The following is a 16,242-nucleotide window of genomic DNA, read 5'->3' on the forward strand; positions in this document are numbered from 1 at the left end:
GTCACCGCACCGGCCGCACGCCGTACCCCGCACCTGCCGCACGCCGCACCCCGCACCTGCCGCACGCCGCACGCCGCGGCACCGAGAACGGGCGGGTCCGTCCGGCACGGGCGTCCTGGGACGCCCGCCCGACACGGACCCGCCCGTTCTCGGCGGCGGCAGCCTGCTACAGCGCGCTGATCTTCAGGCGCAGCTGGTGGGCGCCCGGCCGCAGCACGTGCCGCGACGCCACGTCCGGACCGCACGCCCGCGACCCGACGCCGTGCTGGGCGGCGTCGAGGTACAGGTAGGTGCGGTCGCTCGCGGGCAGCTCGTGCGGGTGCTCGGCCACGCCGATCTGCTGGGCCGTGTGGCGACTCAGCGTGAAACCTGGTCGCTCGCCCGTGGCGCTCGGCACGGCCTCGACCCGCAACCACGGCTGACCGGCCGGCCCGAGGTCGAGCGTGCGCAGGTCGCTGCGGTGCCCCGTCTCTTGCGGGCGGGCGTACCCGGCCGACAGGTCGTCGATGCCCGACTCGTAGCGTCCGACGAAGGCCGAGTGACGGCTGTCGGGGTAGGACTCGCGCGGACCGGTGCCGAACCACGAGGCGTGGTCGACGTCGCCCGGCAGGTCGAAGCGCACGCCCACGCGCGGCCAGACCATGTCCCACCACCCGGTGGGCACGATGTCGACCGACAGCCACAGGTCGTCGCCGACGAGCGTCCACTGCTCGTCGGTCGTCACGGCGTTGCGCGTGTCGGCGGCGGCGTAGCGGGTGCGCACCCGGACCGAGCCCGGGGCGACGCTCACCGACTCGACGCGCGCGGTCAGGCGGTCGAGCCCGGCGAGCAGCCAGGTGTCCTGCGAACTCGGCAGCACACCGACCTCGTACAGATCGACGCGGTGGCGGTTGCGCATCACGTCGCGGTCGCGGTCCTTCGGCGTCATCCACTCGCCGCGGTCGTTGTCGGTCGGCGCGCGCCACAGCTCGAGGCGGGCACCGTCGACGGGACGTCCGGCCAGCGAGACCAGTCGCCCGTCGTCGAACACGGCCGGGCCGAGCTCGACGCGCCCCGAGGAGGCGCGGGCCGCGCGGTCGCGTCCGTCGCCCACGACCGCGGGGCGGGGTGTCGCGACCTGCACCGGTGCCGGCGTGAGGTCGAGCTGCTGCGTCGAGAGCACGTGACCCGCATCCGCCCACACGGTGGCGTCGGCCAGCTCGGCCGTCACCGTGAGCCAGGTCTCGCCGGAGCCCGACACGGGCACCTCGGGCAGCGAGACGACCACCGTCTCGTGGGCGGCCAGGGCGCCGCCCTCGAGGCCGACCACGTCGAGGGTGCCCGAGCGCGCCTCCTCGCCGTCGTGGGAGGCGACCCAGCGGAAGACGACGTCGGAGGCGTCGGCCGAGTGCCGCAGGTTCGACACGACGAGCACCGGCGCGCCGTCGACCGTGGGCGACTCGAAGCGCAGGCGGATCGGGGCGACGACCTGGGCCCACTCGTACAGGCCGGGCGACGGGGTGTCGTCGCTCAGCACCATGCCGTCCATGACGAAGTTGCCGTCGTGGACGACCTCGCCGAAGTCCCCGCCGTAGCCGAAGTACTCGACGCCGTCGGCCGTGTGCGTGCGCAGACCGTGGTCGCGCCACTCCCAGACGAAGCCGCCGTGCAGGCGCGGGTAGGCGTCCACGAGGCCTTCGTACTCGTCGATCGCCCCGGGACCGTTGCCCATGGCGTGGACGTACTCGCAGAGCAGGAACGGCTTCGAGCGCTGGCGCGCGGCCTCGGCCGGCGTGCAGCCCAGCAGCGTGACGGACTCGTCGCCCGAGCCGATGGCGCGCGTCTCGTCGATCCACGAGTACATGCGCGAGTAGACGTCGGTGTAGGCGCCCGTGTAGTCGCCCTCGTAGTGCACGGGACGGCCGCCGTCGCGGGCGTGCGTCCAGGCCGACATCGCCGCGAGGTTGTGTCCCGTGCCCGCCTCGTTGCCGAGCGACCACATGACGATGCTGGGGTGGTTCTTGTCGCGCTCGACGGTGCGGACCATGCGGTCGACGTAGGCGTCGTGCCAGGCCGGGTCGTCGCTCGGGTTGCCGATCCATTCCTGGCGTTCGAAGGCGTGGGTCTCGAGGTCGCACTCGAGGACGACCCAGAAGCCCAGCTCGTCCGCGAGGTCGAGGAGGCGCGGGTGCGGCGGGTAGTGCGAGGTGCGGATCGCGTTCACGTTGAACCGCTTCATCTGGGCGAGGTCGCGACGCGACCACTCCTCGTCGAAGACGCGGCCGCGGTCGGGGTGGGTCTCGTGGCGGTTGACGCCGTGGAAGACGACGCGGCGGCCGTTGACCTCGAACCGGTCACCGACGATGCGGACGGTGCGGAAGCCGAGGCGCAGCGAGATCGTCTCGGCGCCGCCCGTGCTCGAGACGGTCGCGTCGTAGAGGCGCGGGGTCTCGGCGCTCCACGGCTCGACCGCGTCCAGCTCGACCGGCGCGACGTCGGACGGGGTGGCCCAGGTGACCTCGACGCCGAGCTCGGGCACCGAGAGCGTGACCGGGTACGCGGCCTCGCCGGCGGTGATCTCGGGGACGATCGCCGCGCCTCCTTCGCCCTGACCGGCCGTGCCGTGGAACGGCGTCCGCAGCCAGACGTCGTCGAGGCCGCCGACCGGGCGGGCCTGCAGCGTGACGCTGCGGAAGATGCCGGGCAGCCACCACTGGTCTTGATCTTCGACGTAGCTCGACGCCGACCACTGGTGCACGCGCACCGCGATGACGTTCTCGCCCGGGTGCAGGGCGTCGGTGACGTCGAACTCCTGGGCGAGACGGCTGCCGACGCCCATGCCGATCTCGACGCCGTTCAGCCACACGACGTAGCGCGACTCGACGCCGTCGAAGCGCAGCAGCACGCGCTCGGCTCCGTCGAAGGTCGACGGCAACTCGAAGCTGCGGCGGTGGTCGCCGGTCGGGTTCGCGTCGGGCACGAAGGGCGGCTCGGTCGGGAACGGGAACTGCACGTTGGTGTAGATCGGGGCGCCGCGCGAACCGTCGCCGCCGAGCACCCAGTGCGACGGCACCTCGATCTCGCCCCAGGACGAGTCGTCGAGGTCGACCGCGCCGACGCCGTCGACGGGCTCGCCCTCGGGCAGGGCGCCGCGGCCGCCGAGCGTGCCCGGGGCACCGGGCAGCAGGCGGAACGACCAGGTGCCGTCGAGCGAGAGGGTCGGGGCGTCGGTGTGCAGCCAGGAGCGCGCCGGGGTGCGGGCGCCCTGCCCGGGGCCGGTGTCGGTGAGGTAGTCGGCGGAGACGGTGGGAGTGGTGCCGTTGGTGGTGCTGGGGGTCACTTGACGCTTCCTTCGGTGAGGCCGCCGCGCCAGAAGCGCTGGAGGACGACCATGGCGATGACCAGCGGGATGATCGACAGCAGCACGCCGCCGGTCGTCAGCTGGTAGAACTCGGGCAGGCGGTCGGTCTGGCTGAGCCAGTTGTTGAGGCCGAGCGTGACGGGGAACTTGTCGACGTCGCTCAGCATGACCAGGGGCAGGAAGTAGTTGTTCCAGATGCCCACGAGCTGGAACAGGAACACCGTGACGAGCGCCGGGGTGAGGATGCGCAGTCCCAGGGTGTGGAAGATGCGCAGCTCGCTGGCGCCGTCGAGGCGGGCGGCCTCCATCAGCGAGGTGTCGACCGTGGCCTGCGCGTAGATGCGGCAGAGGAACAGGCCGAACGGCGACACGAGCGACGGCAGCAGCACGCTCCAGTAGGTGTTGGCGATGCCCATCTGGCTGAACAGCAGGAACAGGGGCAGGGCCGTGGCGGTGCCGGGCACCAACACGCCGCCGAGGATCGTGCCGAAGACGACGTTGCGGCCGCGGAACTCGTACTTGGCGAGGGCGTAGCCGCCGGCCGCGGCGAAGTACGTCGCGATCAGGGCGCCGACGCCGGCGTAGAGCACCGAGTTGAGCACCCAGCGCACGAAGATGCCGTCGCCGTAGGTCAGCACCTGGCCGAGGTTGTCCCAGAGCGAGAACGTCGGGGCGAACCAGAAGCCGAACGTGCCGAACAGGTCGGGCGTGGTCTTGGTCGCCGCGACGACGACCCAGTAGACCGGCACGAGGAAGTACAGCGCGACGACGACCAGGATCGCCGTGACGATGATGGTGGACGCCTTCGAGCGACCGGCCGTGCGGTCGGGGCCCGCGCTGCGGGCACGTCGGCGGGCGGGCTTGTCGGCGCCGCGGCCGCGACCCTGCGCCGTCACGATGGACTCGGTCTCGGTGGCGTGCTCGGCACCCTTCGTCGAGAGGCTCATTTCTGCTTCCTGTTCGTGATGCTGAGGAACGTGATCGACAGCGCGAACGCGACGAGGGCGATCAGGACCGACTGGGCGGCCGCCACGTTGTAGTCGTTGTAGGCGAAGGCCGTGGTGTACGCGCTGAGGTTCGGCGTGTACTGGCTGTCGATCGCCGGCGAGACGCGTTGCAGCACCTGGGCCTCGGCGAACAGCTGCAGGGTGCCGATGATCGAGAACACGGCGGTGAGCAGCAGGGCCGGGCGGATCAGCGGCAGCTGGATGCTGAACGCGACGCGCAGCGACGAGGCGCCGTCGACCTTGGCGGCCTCGTACAGCTCGACCGGGATCGACTTCAGCTGGGCGATGATGATCAGCATGTTGTAGCCGGTGTAGCTCCAGGTCACGATGTTCGCGATCGACCAGAGCACCGTGTTCGCGCCGAGGAAGTCGGGCGTGACGCCGAACACCTCGCCGATGTCGATGATCGGGCTGAGACCGGGCACGTACAGGAACGACCAGAGGATCGTCGCGATGACACCGGGCACGCCGTACGGCAGGAAGTACGCGGCACGGAACACGCCCGGCCATTTCGCCGACGCCGACTCGAGCAGCAGCGCGAGCACGGTGCAGAGGATCAGCATGACCGGCACCTGCACGATGCCGAACAGGAACATGCGGCCGATCGAGGCGACGAAATTGGGGTCGCCGATCACCTGGGCGTAGTTGTCGAAGCCGGCGAAGCCGCTCGTGACGCCGCCCTCGCCGAACAGGCCGCTGCGGGTGACCTTGGTAAAGCTCGAGAACACGGCGATGATGATCGGGATCACGAAGGTCAGCGCGAAGAGCGCCAGGAACGGCGCGAGCAGCACCCAGGGCGCCCGCTTGACGGCGCCCTTAGAGCTGCTGCGGCGAGGACCCGAGGAGGCGCGGGTCGAGTCGGTCGCGGCCTCGGGTCGCGTGTCGGTCGCGGCGCTCATGCGTTCGCCTTCCGGATGGTGAGGCCCTTGTTCTGGAAGACGGCCATGATGTCCTTCTCGGCCTGCGCCACGGCGTCGACGAGCGTGCCGCCCGACGCCTTGCCACGGAAGCCGTCGCTCAAGATGTTGAAGGACTGCTGGGTGATGGGCCACCAGCTCCAGTCCTGGTTCTGGGCGGACTCCTTCGTGGCGGGCACGAAGACCTCCTGGTTGTAGTTCTGCCCGCTGAAGAACGGGCTGGGCTGCTCGCGCAGCGAGCCGACGACGTCGCGGGCCGGCGACCAGCCGATGCCGCAGAACTCGATCAGGGCGTTGATGCCCTCGGGCGTCGTGGTCATCCAGACGGCGAAGTCGAGCGCCTCTTGCGGGTGCTTGCTGTTCGCGAGGATCGCCGCGGTGGAGCCACCGAGGAAGCTCGAGGCGTAGCCCGTCTGCCAGGTCGGCAGCGGGGCGCACTTCCACTTGCCCTCGGCGCCGCTGACGCCCTCGATCAGGGCGTCGCCCCACGAGCCGGTCGCGACCGACGCGATGGTGCCCGCGCTGGCGGCCGAGAACCAGGCCGGCGTGTAGGCGCCGTAGGCGGTCGTGACGATGCCGTCGTCGATCGCCTTGTCGAAGAAGCGGGCGACGGTGAGGGTCGCCTCGTCGGTCATGTCGATGACCCAGCCGTCGTCCTCGGCGCGCAGCCACGAGGCACCGGCCTGGGTGGCGTACGCGGCGAAGAGCGAGGCGTCGGCGAGGGGGAACGAGTCCATCAGCACGCCGGCCCCCTTCAGCTCGGTGCCGACCGCGGCCCATTCGTCCCACGTGGTGGGGACGGCGGCGCCGACCGTGTCGAAGACGGCCGGCTGGTAGAACATGCCCATCGGGCCGCTGTCCTGCGGGATCGCGTAGATGCCGTCGGTGTAGCTGACCTGGTTCCACAGCGTGGGGTCGTAGAGGTCCGCGTACTGCTCGGCGCCGTAGCGCTTGAGGTCGACGACGCCGTTGGCGAGGAGGAACTCGGGCAGCGAGCGCAGCTCGACCTGGGCGATGTCGGGCCCTGCCCCCGCGGCGAGCGCCGAGTACAACTTCTGGTAGCCGCCCGCGTTGCCGCCGGGGATGAAGACCGTCTCGACCTGCACGCGAGACTGGCTCTTGTTGTAGAGGGCGGTGACCTGGTCGAGGCCCTTGAGCCAGGCCCAGTACTGCAGCTTGACGGGGCCGTCGGCCGCGGGGATGGTCGGCAGGGAGTTCACGGAGGTCGTCCCGGGTGTGGCGCAGCCGGCGAGCATGGCAGTGGCGCCGGCGGTCACCCCCAGGCCGAGCAACTGCCGTCGGGAAATCGGGCTCATGTTCATCTCACTTCGTCGTGGGGCCGTGGCGTGAGCGACGCTAACACAAATTCGAGTGGTCGTTCGATTTTCACCTGCGGGGTGCCTGGGAGGTCGTAGAGTGGCCGATCATGACGACCATCGGCCCTCCCGCGAGCGCCTCGGGCCCGTCCGGCTCCGCTCGTCCCGCGCGTCGCGGCCCGTACGCGAAGTCGGCCGAGCGGCGGGCCTCGATCGTCGACGCCGCCTTCGAGGTGTTCTCGACGAAGGGTTACGTCGGCGGCTCCCTCCGTGACGTGGCCGAGGTGGTCGGCATGAGCCAGACGAGCCTGCTGCACTACTTCCCGTCGAAGAGCGCCCTGCTGCTCGCCGTGCTCGAGCGACGCGACGCGGTCTCGGACCGCTCGGCCGCGCCTCCGGACTGTGGGGGTCTCGTCGAGACCGTCCTCGGGCAGGCTCGGCACAACGAGACCGTGCCCGGGCTCATCGCGTTGTACGCGGTGTTGGCGGGCGAGGCGGTCACGACCGGCAACCCCGGCAGCGACTACGTCCGCGAGCGCTTCGAGCGCCTGCGTGTCGAGTACGGCGACGCCCTGCGAGCCCTGGAGGCGCGGGGCCGGTTGCGCCCCGGGGTCGACCCCGACCGTGCGGCGTCCGGGCTCGTGGCCCTGTGGGACGGCATCCAGCTGCAGTGGCTGCTCGACCCGGGGCGCATCGACGTGGTGCGGCAGTTGCAGGACCACCTCGACCTGCTCATCCTGCCCGGCGACGCGGTCGACCCGGCGTGAGCGGCATCGTCCCCCTCGGGTCCGCGGTGCCCGTCCGCTGGTACGAGCCGTGGCCGGGGTCGACGGGCTCGCCCGGGCCGACGCTGCTGTGGCTGCACGGCGGCGGGTTCTTCCGCGGAGGGCTCGACCAGCCGGAGGCGCACGACGTGGCGCGGTCGCTCGCCGCACGCGGGGTGAGGGTCGCGACGGTGGACTACCGTCTCGCGCCTCCCCCGGGTCTCGGTCCCGCCGCTCGGCGGCTGATGCCGTCCCGAGGCCGGTACCCGCTGCCACTCGACGACGTGCTCTCGGCCTACCGCGAGGTGGGCGGCCGGTCGACCGAGGGCGTGATCGTGGGAGGCGCGAGTGCGGGGGCGTGTCTGGCCGCGGCGGCCACCCTCCGCACGATCGACGACGGTCGCCCTCCGATCGGCGCCGTCTTCGCCTACGGCTTCTTCCACGCCGCACACCCCCGGGTGGCGGAGGCGCACCACCGGTCCGGCGGTCACCGTGGCCTCAGCCACGCGAGGTGGGCGCTCGACGCGATGAACCGCAACTACGCCGGCTCTCGGAGCGCCCTGGCCGACCGTCTCGCCTTCCCCGGAGGTCACGGCCTCTCGGACTTCCCCCGCACCCTCGTGGTGAACGCCGAGCGCGACAACATGCGCGCCTCGGGCGACCTCTTCGCCGCCGAGCTCGCCGACGCGGGGGTCGACGTGCGGCACCACGTCCTGCCGGGCACCCGCCACGCCTTCTTGAACCGGCCCCGGCTCGCCGCGTACGCCCACGCCGTCTCGCTCGTCGCGGAGTGGACCCGCGGCGGCTAGCCCGCCCCGCCGACGGGTGCTCAGCGGGACCGGCTTGACTGGGCGCCGTGAACACGCTCATCGTCACCGCCCACCCCGATCACGAGTCACTGACCGCCGGTCTCGCCCAACGACTGGAGCAGGCCCTGCCCCATGACTCGGTCGAGGTGGCCGATCTGGCGGTGGAGGGGTTCGACCCGCGCTTCGGCACCGCGGACCGTGAGGCCTACCGGGGTCACGGGGACGCTCCCGCCGACGTCGTGCGCGAACAGGGTCGGATCGATCGGGCCGAGCACCTCGTCCTGGTGTTCCCGGTCTACTGGTGGTCGATGCCCGCCCTGCTGAAGGGCTGGATCGACCGGGTCTTCGTCGACGGGTGGGCGTTCGAGATCGACCCCGAGGGCGGCACGCGTCGCCTGCTCGGACGGTTGACCGTCCATCTGCTCGCCGTGGCCGGCGACTCGGCCGGCACGTACGAGCGGCACGGCTACGAGGCGGCGATGCGGACGCAGATCGAGCACGGGATCGTGGACTACGTCGGCGCGCGGCGCGGCACGACGGTCGTCCTGCACGAGTCCGAACGGGACGACGCCGCAGCCCGGGACGCCCTCGTCCTCGACGCCGTCGACACGGTGGCTCGCGCCGTCCTCGGGAACGCGCCCCGCGCCTCCTCGGGGGCGTAGTCAGCGGAAGTCGCCGACCTGGCGGTCGACGGGCACGGTGCGGTCGACGACGACGTCACCGGTGTGGGCCGTCGTGGTGGTCTCGACGAGGACGATCTCGACCTCCTCGTCGGCGACGGGGTTGTGCTGCACGCCCCGCGGGACGACGTAGAACTGGCCCGGGGTGAGCACCACCTCGTGGTCGTCGGGGAGCTGGATGCGCAGGGTGCCCGAGACGACGAGGAACATCTCGTCCTCGGCGTCGTGGGCGTGCCAGACGAGTTCGCCGAGCAGTTTCGCGACCTTCACGTACTGGTCGTTGACCTGCCCGACGACCCGAGGGGTCCAATGGTCGGTCACCTGTCGGAGTTCGGCCGCGACGTCGATTCCCTGGAGAGCAGTCATGGGGCCATTCTCCCCGGACGACCGGCCGTCACGGCTCGCACCACTGCCGGAGGTGTCCGTGGACCCCCTCGCGGACGTCGAGGAGGGATGACAACATCAGGCATGACGTCGAATCCCCCGCCCACGATCGGTCGGACGACCTGGTCGGTACTCCTGTCCGTAGCCCTGACGCTGGCGGCCTGCTCCGTGGTGCTCATCGTCCTCGATCCAGGGCAGGCGAGCTCGTACTTCACACTGATCGGCATGCTCTGCCTGATCTGGTCGAGCATCACCAACCTGCGGCGGCTGAGGTAGGTCGGGTCAGAACACGGCCACCGTCATGCCGGCCGTGACCGCCGGTCGATCCATGGCGGCCAAGGCGTCGGGCAGGTCGTCGAAGGCGATCGTCCGGCCGATGGACTCCTGCGGACGCAGTCGACCCGCGACCACGTCGTCGATCATCGCGGCGTACTCGCCGACCGAGATGCCGTGGCTTCCCAGCAGTTCGAGCTCGTCCGCGATCACCCGCCCCATCGGGATCACCGGGGCCGCCTCGTCGTCGAGCAGCAGGCCCACCTGGACGTGCCGACCCCTCGGCCGGAGGGACGCCACGGATGCCGCCGACGTCACCCGGCTGCCGAACGCGTCGAGCGCCACGTCGGCCCCTCCACCGGTGAGGGCTCGCACCCGGTCCACGGCGAGGTCGTCCATCGGAACGACCTCGGCGCCCAGGGCGGTGGCCCGCTCGAGCGCGGCGGGAGAGATGTCCGACGCCACGACCCGAGCACCGGCGGCGACCGCCACGGCGACCGCGGAGAGCCCCACTCCACCGCAGCCGAAGACGGCCACCCACTCCCCTGCTTCGACCCGTGCCCGGGCGTGCAGCGCGTGGTACGCCGTACCGAATCGGCAGCCGAGCGCCGCCGCCTCGACGAATCCGACCTCGTCCGGCAGGACGATGACGTTCACGTCGGCGTGCGGGACGACCAGGGACTCGGCGTACGACCCGGGAAGCGTGAAGCCGGGCTGCTGCTGACGGGAACACACCTGGGTGTCACCGGCACGGCATTGGTCGCACGTGCCGCACGCGAAGACGAAGGGGGCCGTCACGCGGGTCCCCACGACGACCCGGGCGACGTCGGCCGCGACGGCCGTCACCACGCCCGCGAACTCGTGACCCGGCACATGCGGAAGGCGCACCGAGTCGTCGTGGCCCTTCCAGGCGTGCCAGTCGCTCCGGCACACCCCCGTGGCCGCGACGCGGACCACCACTCCGTGAGCCGGCGGCACGGGTGCCGGGAGGTCGACGATGGTCGGAATCGACCCGAACTGGTCGTACTGGACGGCGCGCATCCCCCGATCCTGACACGAGCGGGCGAACCGGACGCTCCCCGCCGCGGACGGTGACGGCCCACACCGGGTAGGAACGGTGCATGAGCCTCGCATCCACCCTCCTCCGCCTGACCGTCGGCGGTTTCTTCGTCGGCCACGGACTCCAGAAGCTGACCGGCGCCTTCGACGGACCGGGCCTCGCCGGCACCGAGCAGATGATGGCCGGCACGGGAATGCACCCCGCAGCCCGCAACGCCCGTCTCGTCGCCGTCACCGAGACCGCCGGTGGCGCCGCCCTCGCCCTCGGCGCGGCGACCCCGCTCGCCGCCGCCGGCATCGTCGGCACGATGGTCACCGCCGTCCGCAAGGTGCACCTCGCCAAGGGCCCGTGGGTGACCGAGGGCGGCTACGAGTACAACGCCGTCCTGATCGCTGCCGCTGCTGCCCTGGCCTCCGGCCCCGGCGGCCCGTCGGTCGACCAACTCTTCGGCAAGAAGTCGTGGGGCGCCGGCGGAACGGTCTTCGCCCTCGTCGCCGGCGTCGCCGCCTCGTTCGTCGCGGTCGAGCTGGGCAAGCGGGCGACTCCCCCGGCCGAGCCGGGCTCGGACTCCTCGGCGGGCTGACCAGCCCTCCTCGTCTCGTCCCCAGGGCGCGACCACCCGGTGACGGGCGGTCGCGCCCTCCGTCCGTCAGGCGGGTGACGGTGGGCTCTGCGACCATGGGCCCATGACACCGACGAGCACCGCGACCGACATCGACGCCGAGGCCCTCGAGCTGCTGCGTGCGCTCACCGGGCGCGACGACGCCGTCTTCCACGACGGGCAGCTCGAGGCCATCCGGGCACTCGTCGCCGATCGTCGCCGGGCCCTCGTCGTGCAGCGCACCGGGTGGGGCAAGTCCGCGGTGTACTTCATCGCCACCCTGCTGCTGCGCCGACGCGGCACCGGCCCGACCCTGCTCGTGTCACCTCTGCTCGCCCTGATGCGCGACCAGGTGGCCGCCGCCGCCCGGGCCGGGGTGCGGGCCGTCGCGGTCAACTCGGCGAACGCCCACGAGTGGTCCGACGTCCAGCAGCAGCTCGTCGACGACGAGATCGACGTGCTGCTCGTCTCCCCCGAGCGACTCAACAACCCGCGGTTCCGCGACGAGCAGCTGCCCGTCCTCATCGCCCGGCTCGGCATGCTCGTCGTCGACGAGGCGCACTGCATCTCGGACTGGGGCCACGACTTCCGACCCGACTACCGTCGCCTCGCCGACCTCATCCGCACCCTGCCCGCGGGCGTGCCCGTCCTCGCCACGACCGCCACGGCCAACGCCCGCGTCGTGGCCGACGTCGCCGAGCAACTCGCCGTGGGGCCGGACGACGAGGTGCTGACGATCCGCGGATCACTGGCGCGCGCCTCCCTGCGTCTCGGGGTGCTGCAGCTGCCGACGTCGCGCGACCGCCTCGGCTGGCTGCTCAGCCACCTCGCCGACCTGCCCGGCAGCGGCATCATCTACACGCTCACCATCTCGGCGGCCGACGACACCGCCCGCCTGCTGCGCGAGGCCGGGCACGACGTCCGGTCGTACTCGGGACGTACCGACCCCGAAGAACGCGAACAGCTCGAACAGCGCCTCAAGGGCAACGACCTCAAGGCCCTGGTCGCGACGAGCGCCCTCGGCATGGGCTTCGACAAGCCCGACCTCGGCTTCGTGATCCACCTCGGCGCGCCGTCGTCGCCCGTCGCGTACTACCAGCAGATCGGGCGTGCGGGTCGCGCGACCGACAACGCCGACGTCCTGCTGCTGCCCGGCACCGAGGACGCCGAGATCTGGCAGTACTTCGCCACGGCGTCGATGCCGTCCGAGGCACGAGCGGCAGCCGTGCTGGCCGAGCTGAGCGAGACGCCGCTGTCGACGCCGGCCCTCGAGGCGCGGGTCGACGTCAAGCGCACCCCGCTCGAACTCATGCTCAAGGTGCTCGACGTCGACGGCGCCGTCCGCCGGGTGCAGGGCGGCTGGGTCAGCACGGGCGAGCCCTGGGTCTACGACGCCGAACGCTACGACCGCATCGCCGCCGCCCGGGTGGCCGAGCAAGAGTCGATGCTCGCGTTCGAACGCGGCGAGACCTGCCGCATGCAGATGCTGCAGGTCGACCTCGACGACCCGGCCGCCGAACCCTGCGGCCGGTGCGACGTCTGCGCGGGCGCCTGGTACCCGACCGACATCGCCGGTGAGGCGGCCACCTCGGCCGCGAGCACCCTCGACCGGGTCGGCGTCGAGATCGACCCCCGGGCCCAGTGGCCCACGGGGGCCGACCGGGCCGGAGTGGCCGTCAAGGGCAAGATCCCCGACGGCGAACGGGTCGAGCCGGGTCGTGCGCTCGCCCGACTGACCGACCTCGGGTGGGGCAACACGCTGCGCGAGGTCTTCGCGGCGAACGCCCCCGACGCTCCGCTGTCGAAGCACCTGCTCAACGGTGTCGTCCGTGTCCTGAAGGAGTGGCCGTGGGCCGAACGGCCCGTGGGCGTCGTGGCGATGCCGTCGACGTCACGGCCGCAGCTCGTCGGGTCGCTCGCCGAGGCGATCAGCACGGTCGGGCGGCTGCCGCTGCTCGGCACGCTCGGCAGCGCCCGCCCCTCGGCCGGTCGCGGCCAGGGCGGCAACAGCGTCTACCGACTCGCCGACGTCTGGCAGTCGTTCGAGGTCGGCCCCGAGCTGGCCGCAGCCCTCGCCGAGGTGACCGGGCCGGTGCTGCTCGTCGACGACCTCGTCGACAGCCGCTGGACGGTCACGGTGGCCGGGCGCGAGCTGCGCCGAGCCGGCGCCCCGGCCGTCCTGCCCTTCGCCCTCGCGGTGGTCGGCTGAGTCCGCCGCCCTCGACCGGGGCCGCCGGGCCGCAGGCGACGACGAGCCCGACACCGGGCGCGACACCGGGCGCGACGACGTGGGCGATGCCCCGGGCCGCTCAGCCCTCGACGGGTGTCAGCGTCCGAACCGCATGCCGTCCCGGGTCAGGGTGCTGTGTCGCATCAGCCAGACGTCGCGCGGATAGTTCTGGTGCATGCGCCACGGCGACCGCGAACCCTGCCGGGGCATCAGGTGCACCCCACGCGAGACGTAGCCGCTCCTCAGGTCGATCAGCGGGCTCGTCGGCCCCGGCCGCTCGGGCGCGACCGGCACGGCCACTCGGAACCCGTGACGGTCGGCGTGACGCAGCAGCCGGGCGACGTAGTGCACGACGAGGTCGATCTTCAGCGTCCACGACGCGTTCGTGTAGCCGATCGCGAACGCCAGGTTCGGCACCCCCGAGAGCATGAACCCCTTGTAGGTCAGCCGCGTCGCCGGATCGACCTCGACCCCGTCGACCGACAACCTCATGCCGCCGAACAGCAGCAGGTTGAGCCCGGTGGCCGTGACGACGACGTCGGCGGGCAGCTCACGAGCCCGCTGGCCGTCGCGACCCGCGACCCGGACGCCGCCGGGCGTGAACGAGTCGATGTCGTCGGTCACGATCGACGCCGACCCCGAGCGCAGCGCCCGGAACAGGGCCCCGTCCGGGGTGATGCAGAGGCGCTGGTCCCACGGGTCGTAGCTCGGCTGGAAGTGCCGGTCGACGTCGAAGTCGTCCGGCAGGCGCCGGGCTACCTGGGCCCGGAGGAACGCCTTCATCTTCTCGGGCGAGCGTCGGCTCGTCTGGAAGCTGAGCAGCGCCATGCCGATGCTGCGCCACCGGATCAGCCGGTCGTCGACGCCCTGCGGCAGCAGCCGACGCCAGGCGCGGGGCTCCTTCCGACGCGACGGAAGCGAGAGCACGTAGGTCGGCGACCGCTGCAGCATCGTCACCTGCTCGGCGCTCTCGGCGAGGGCGGGCACCAGCGTCACCGCCGTCGCTCCCGATCCGATGACGACGACGCGCTTCCCGGCGACGTCGAGGTCCTCGGGCCAGTGCTGGGGGTGCACGACGCGACCGGCGAACGACTCCTGCCCCGGGAACGTAGGCGACCAGCCCTCGTCGTAGCGGTAGTAGCCCGAGCAGACGAACAAGAACGAGCACGTGATCGTGACGCGACCGGACGCCGGGGCGGCACCCGCGCCTCCTGCGCTCGACGCGTCGGCGGCGGCGGGCGACCCGCTCGGCCCGCGCGAGCTCACGACCTCTATCGTCACGGTCCACCGGGCGTCGGCCGACGACCAATCGGCGGCGACGACCCGGTGCCCGAACCGGATCAGCCCGGCCACGCCGGTCTCGTCGGCCGTGTCGCGGACGTAGTCCCGGATCGCCGCGCCCGGGGCGATCGCGCGGGCGTCCCGCCAGGGTCGGAACCCGTAGCCGAGGGTGAACATGTCACTGTCCGAGCGGACGCCCGGGTACCGGAAGAGGTCCCAGGTGCCCCCGACCGCGTCGCGCGCCTCGACGACGGCGAGGCTGCGTCCGGGGAAGTCCCGGTGCAGCTGTGCCGCCACCCCGACGCCGGACAGGCCGGCCCCGACGACGAGCAGGTCGACGTGCTCGGCCGCGCCCGGATGGTCGCGGCCGTCGAGCCCGTCGGGGACCGAGGAGGCGCGGGTCGCGTCGCTCACGGGACCAGCACGATCCGGATCGGGTCGCCTTCCTTGCGCTCGAGCATCTGGACCGCCCGCTCGGCCTCGGCCAGCGGCACGGTCGCGCTGACCGACTTCGAGAAGTCGAGCCTCCCCCGGGCCGTCAGGGCGACGAGCGTGGTGACGTCGGCGGGCTCGGAGCCGTAGTGGCCGAGGACCTGCTGCTGCAGAAAGCTGAACCTCGTGCCGTCGGTGATCGTGATCGGCTTGTCCGAGAGGCCGACCAGGGTCAGGCGTCCGCGGTAGCCGAGGCAGGCGATGGCCTGCTCGCGCACGGCGGGCACGCCGGCGAAGTCGAAGGCCCGGGCGAGGCCCCGGCCACCGGTCGCGCGGCCGAGTGCCGTGGCGAAGTCCGGATCGGCGGGGTCGAGCGCGAGGTCGGCGCCGAAGTCGAGGGCCCGGTCCCGGGCACCCGGCAGGGGGTCGACGGCGATGATCGGCGCGGCCCCGAGCAGGGCGAGCAACTGCACGGCGTGGGCGCCGAGACCGCCGATGCCCCAGACGCCGACCGCCGTGCCTGGCCGGGTGTCGGCCGTCGTGGTGAGCGCCGCCCACGGTGTCGAGACGGCGTCCGGGATGAAGCAGGCCTGCTCGAAGGGCAGGGAGTCGGGGATCGGCACGACCGTGTCGGCGCGGGCCACGGCGAACTCGGCCCAGCCGCCGTCGTAGTCGACGCCGCGGGTGAAGACCTGCCCGTCGCGCTCTTCTCCGGCCTGCAGCAGCACGCGGTCGCCGACGGCGACGTGCGTGACGCCCTCGCCCACCTGGTCGACGGTGCCCGCGACCTCGTGGCCGAGGGTGACGGTGTCGCCGGGCAGGTTCAACGGCGTGAGCGAACCCTGGATCAGGTGCACGTCGCTGAGGCACACGCCGGCGGCGGCGACGGCGATGCGCACCTGCCCCGGGCCGGCGTCGGGGGTGGGGACCTCGGTGACCGAGAAGTGGCGGGTGGTGACGTCGAGGCGTCCGGCGAGCATGGTGGCTCCGTCCTGCGGGGCCCGGTCGGTCGGCTCTGACCGCGGGGCGTGACCGCACATCGGATGCGACGGTACGCCTCCGACACGGATGTTGCACGCTGCATCGCCCGGGCACGGCGAGACCCCAGGAACGCGCCGAGACCCCCGCGCGCGCACGGGGGTCTCGGT

The 16,242-nt window shown here is 72.3% G+C and carries 14 protein-coding genes; 6 read left to right on the plus strand and 8 right to left on the minus strand.

The window, feature by feature from the left end:
• Nucleotides 1-166: 166 nt before the first annotated feature.
• From ASG28_RS06235 to ASG28_RS06250, 4 genes are read right to left on the minus strand one after another with little or no spacing between them, the layout of a single operon-like run.
• Nucleotides 167-3,319, minus strand: a complete 3,153-nt coding sequence (locus tag ASG28_RS06235) for a glycoside hydrolase family 2 TIM barrel-domain containing protein (protein ID WP_055973173.1) — start codon at nt 3,317-3,319, stop codon at nt 167-169.
• Entirely contained in the window at nt 3,316-4,287 is a 972-nt protein-coding gene (locus tag ASG28_RS06240; RefSeq protein WP_082454427.1) for a carbohydrate ABC transporter permease, read from the minus strand. The genes ASG28_RS06235 and ASG28_RS06240 overlap by 4 nt, the downstream gene beginning before the upstream one ends.
• Nucleotides 4,284-5,246 carry a carbohydrate ABC transporter permease gene (locus ASG28_RS06245; protein WP_055973178.1) on the minus strand — a complete coding sequence of 321 codons (963 nt, stop codon included), beginning with the start codon at nt 5,244-5,246 and terminating at the stop codon, nt 4,284-4,286. The genes ASG28_RS06240 and ASG28_RS06245 overlap by 4 nt, the downstream gene beginning before the upstream one ends.
• The gene (locus tag ASG28_RS06250) at nt 5,243-6,580 is read right to left on the minus strand and encodes an ABC transporter substrate-binding protein (protein WP_055977054.1); all 1,338 of its coding nucleotides are present in this window, start codon (nt 6,578-6,580) and stop codon (nt 5,243-5,245) included. The genes ASG28_RS06245 and ASG28_RS06250 overlap by 4 nt, the downstream gene beginning before the upstream one ends.
• Before the next feature lie 110 nt (nt 6,581-6,690).
• On the opposite strand from ASG28_RS06250, the gene ASG28_RS06255 reads away from it, so the two are divergent.
• From ASG28_RS06255 to ASG28_RS06265, 3 genes are read left to right on the plus strand one after another with little or no spacing between them, the layout of a single operon-like run.
• Nucleotides 6,691-7,347 (plus strand): TetR/AcrR family transcriptional regulator, encoded by a 657-nt coding sequence (locus ASG28_RS06255; RefSeq protein ID WP_055973181.1) that lies wholly within the window; start codon nt 6,691-6,693, stop codon nt 7,345-7,347.
• A complete protein-coding gene (locus tag ASG28_RS06260) occupies nt 7,344-8,153 on the plus strand; it encodes an alpha/beta hydrolase (protein WP_055973184.1) in 810 nt (269 codons plus the stop codon). Before ASG28_RS06255 ends, ASG28_RS06260 begins: the two co-directional genes overlap by 4 nt.
• Nucleotides 8,154-8,200: 47 nt before the next feature.
• Nucleotides 8,201-8,815 (plus strand): NAD(P)H-dependent oxidoreductase, encoded by a 615-nt coding sequence (locus ASG28_RS06265; RefSeq protein ID WP_055973187.1) that lies wholly within the window; start codon nt 8,201-8,203, stop codon nt 8,813-8,815.
• Here ASG28_RS06265 and ASG28_RS06270 read toward each other — a convergent pair whose 3' ends face one another.
• Complete coding sequence (locus tag ASG28_RS06270) at nt 8,816-9,199, minus strand: cupin domain-containing protein (RefSeq protein WP_055973190.1); 384 nt, start codon at nt 9,197-9,199, stop codon at nt 8,816-8,818.
• Between the two features lie 102 nt (nt 9,200-9,301).
• Here ASG28_RS06270 and ASG28_RS06275 point away from each other — a divergent pair, with 102 nt between their 5' ends.
• On the plus strand, nt 9,302-9,493 hold the full coding sequence (locus ASG28_RS06275) for a hypothetical protein (RefSeq protein WP_055973193.1): 192 nt from the start codon (nt 9,302-9,304) through the stop codon (nt 9,491-9,493).
• A 6-nt stretch (nt 9,494-9,499) separates the two neighbouring features.
• Here ASG28_RS06275 and ASG28_RS06280 read toward each other — a convergent pair whose 3' ends face one another.
• Nucleotides 9,500-10,531 (minus strand): alcohol dehydrogenase catalytic domain-containing protein, encoded by a 1,032-nt coding sequence (locus tag ASG28_RS06280; RefSeq protein ID WP_055973195.1) that lies wholly within the window; start codon nt 10,529-10,531, stop codon nt 9,500-9,502.
• 80 nt (nt 10,532-10,611) lie between these two features.
• Here ASG28_RS06280 and ASG28_RS06285 point away from each other — a divergent pair, with 80 nt between their 5' ends.
• Nucleotides 10,612-11,133 (plus strand): DoxX family protein, encoded by a 522-nt coding sequence (locus tag ASG28_RS06285; RefSeq protein ID WP_055973197.1) that lies wholly within the window; start codon nt 10,612-10,614, stop codon nt 11,131-11,133.
• Nucleotides 11,134-11,236: 103 nt separating this feature from the next.
• Complete coding sequence (locus ASG28_RS06290; protein WP_055973199.1) at nt 11,237-13,360, plus strand: RecQ family ATP-dependent DNA helicase; 2,124 nt, start codon at nt 11,237-11,239, stop codon at nt 13,358-13,360.
• Nucleotides 13,361-13,477: 117 nt separating this feature from the next.
• On the opposite strand, the gene ASG28_RS06295 is transcribed toward ASG28_RS06290, so the two are convergent.
• Nucleotides 13,478-15,076, minus strand: a complete 1,599-nt coding sequence (locus ASG28_RS06295) for a flavin-containing monooxygenase (protein ID WP_082454429.1) — start codon at nt 15,074-15,076, stop codon at nt 13,478-13,480.
• Nucleotides 15,073-16,074, minus strand: coding sequence for a zinc-binding dehydrogenase (locus ASG28_RS06300; protein WP_082454431.1), 1,002 nt, complete (start codon nt 16,072-16,074; stop codon nt 15,073-15,075). The genes ASG28_RS06295 and ASG28_RS06300 overlap by 4 nt, the downstream gene beginning before the upstream one ends.
• Between the last annotated feature and the right edge of the window lie 168 nt (nt 16,075-16,242).

The organism is Frigoribacterium sp. Leaf415 (genome assembly GCF_001424645.1).
In the GTDB taxonomy this organism is placed as follows: Bacteria; Actinomycetota; Actinomycetes; order Actinomycetales; family Microbacteriaceae; genus Frigoribacterium.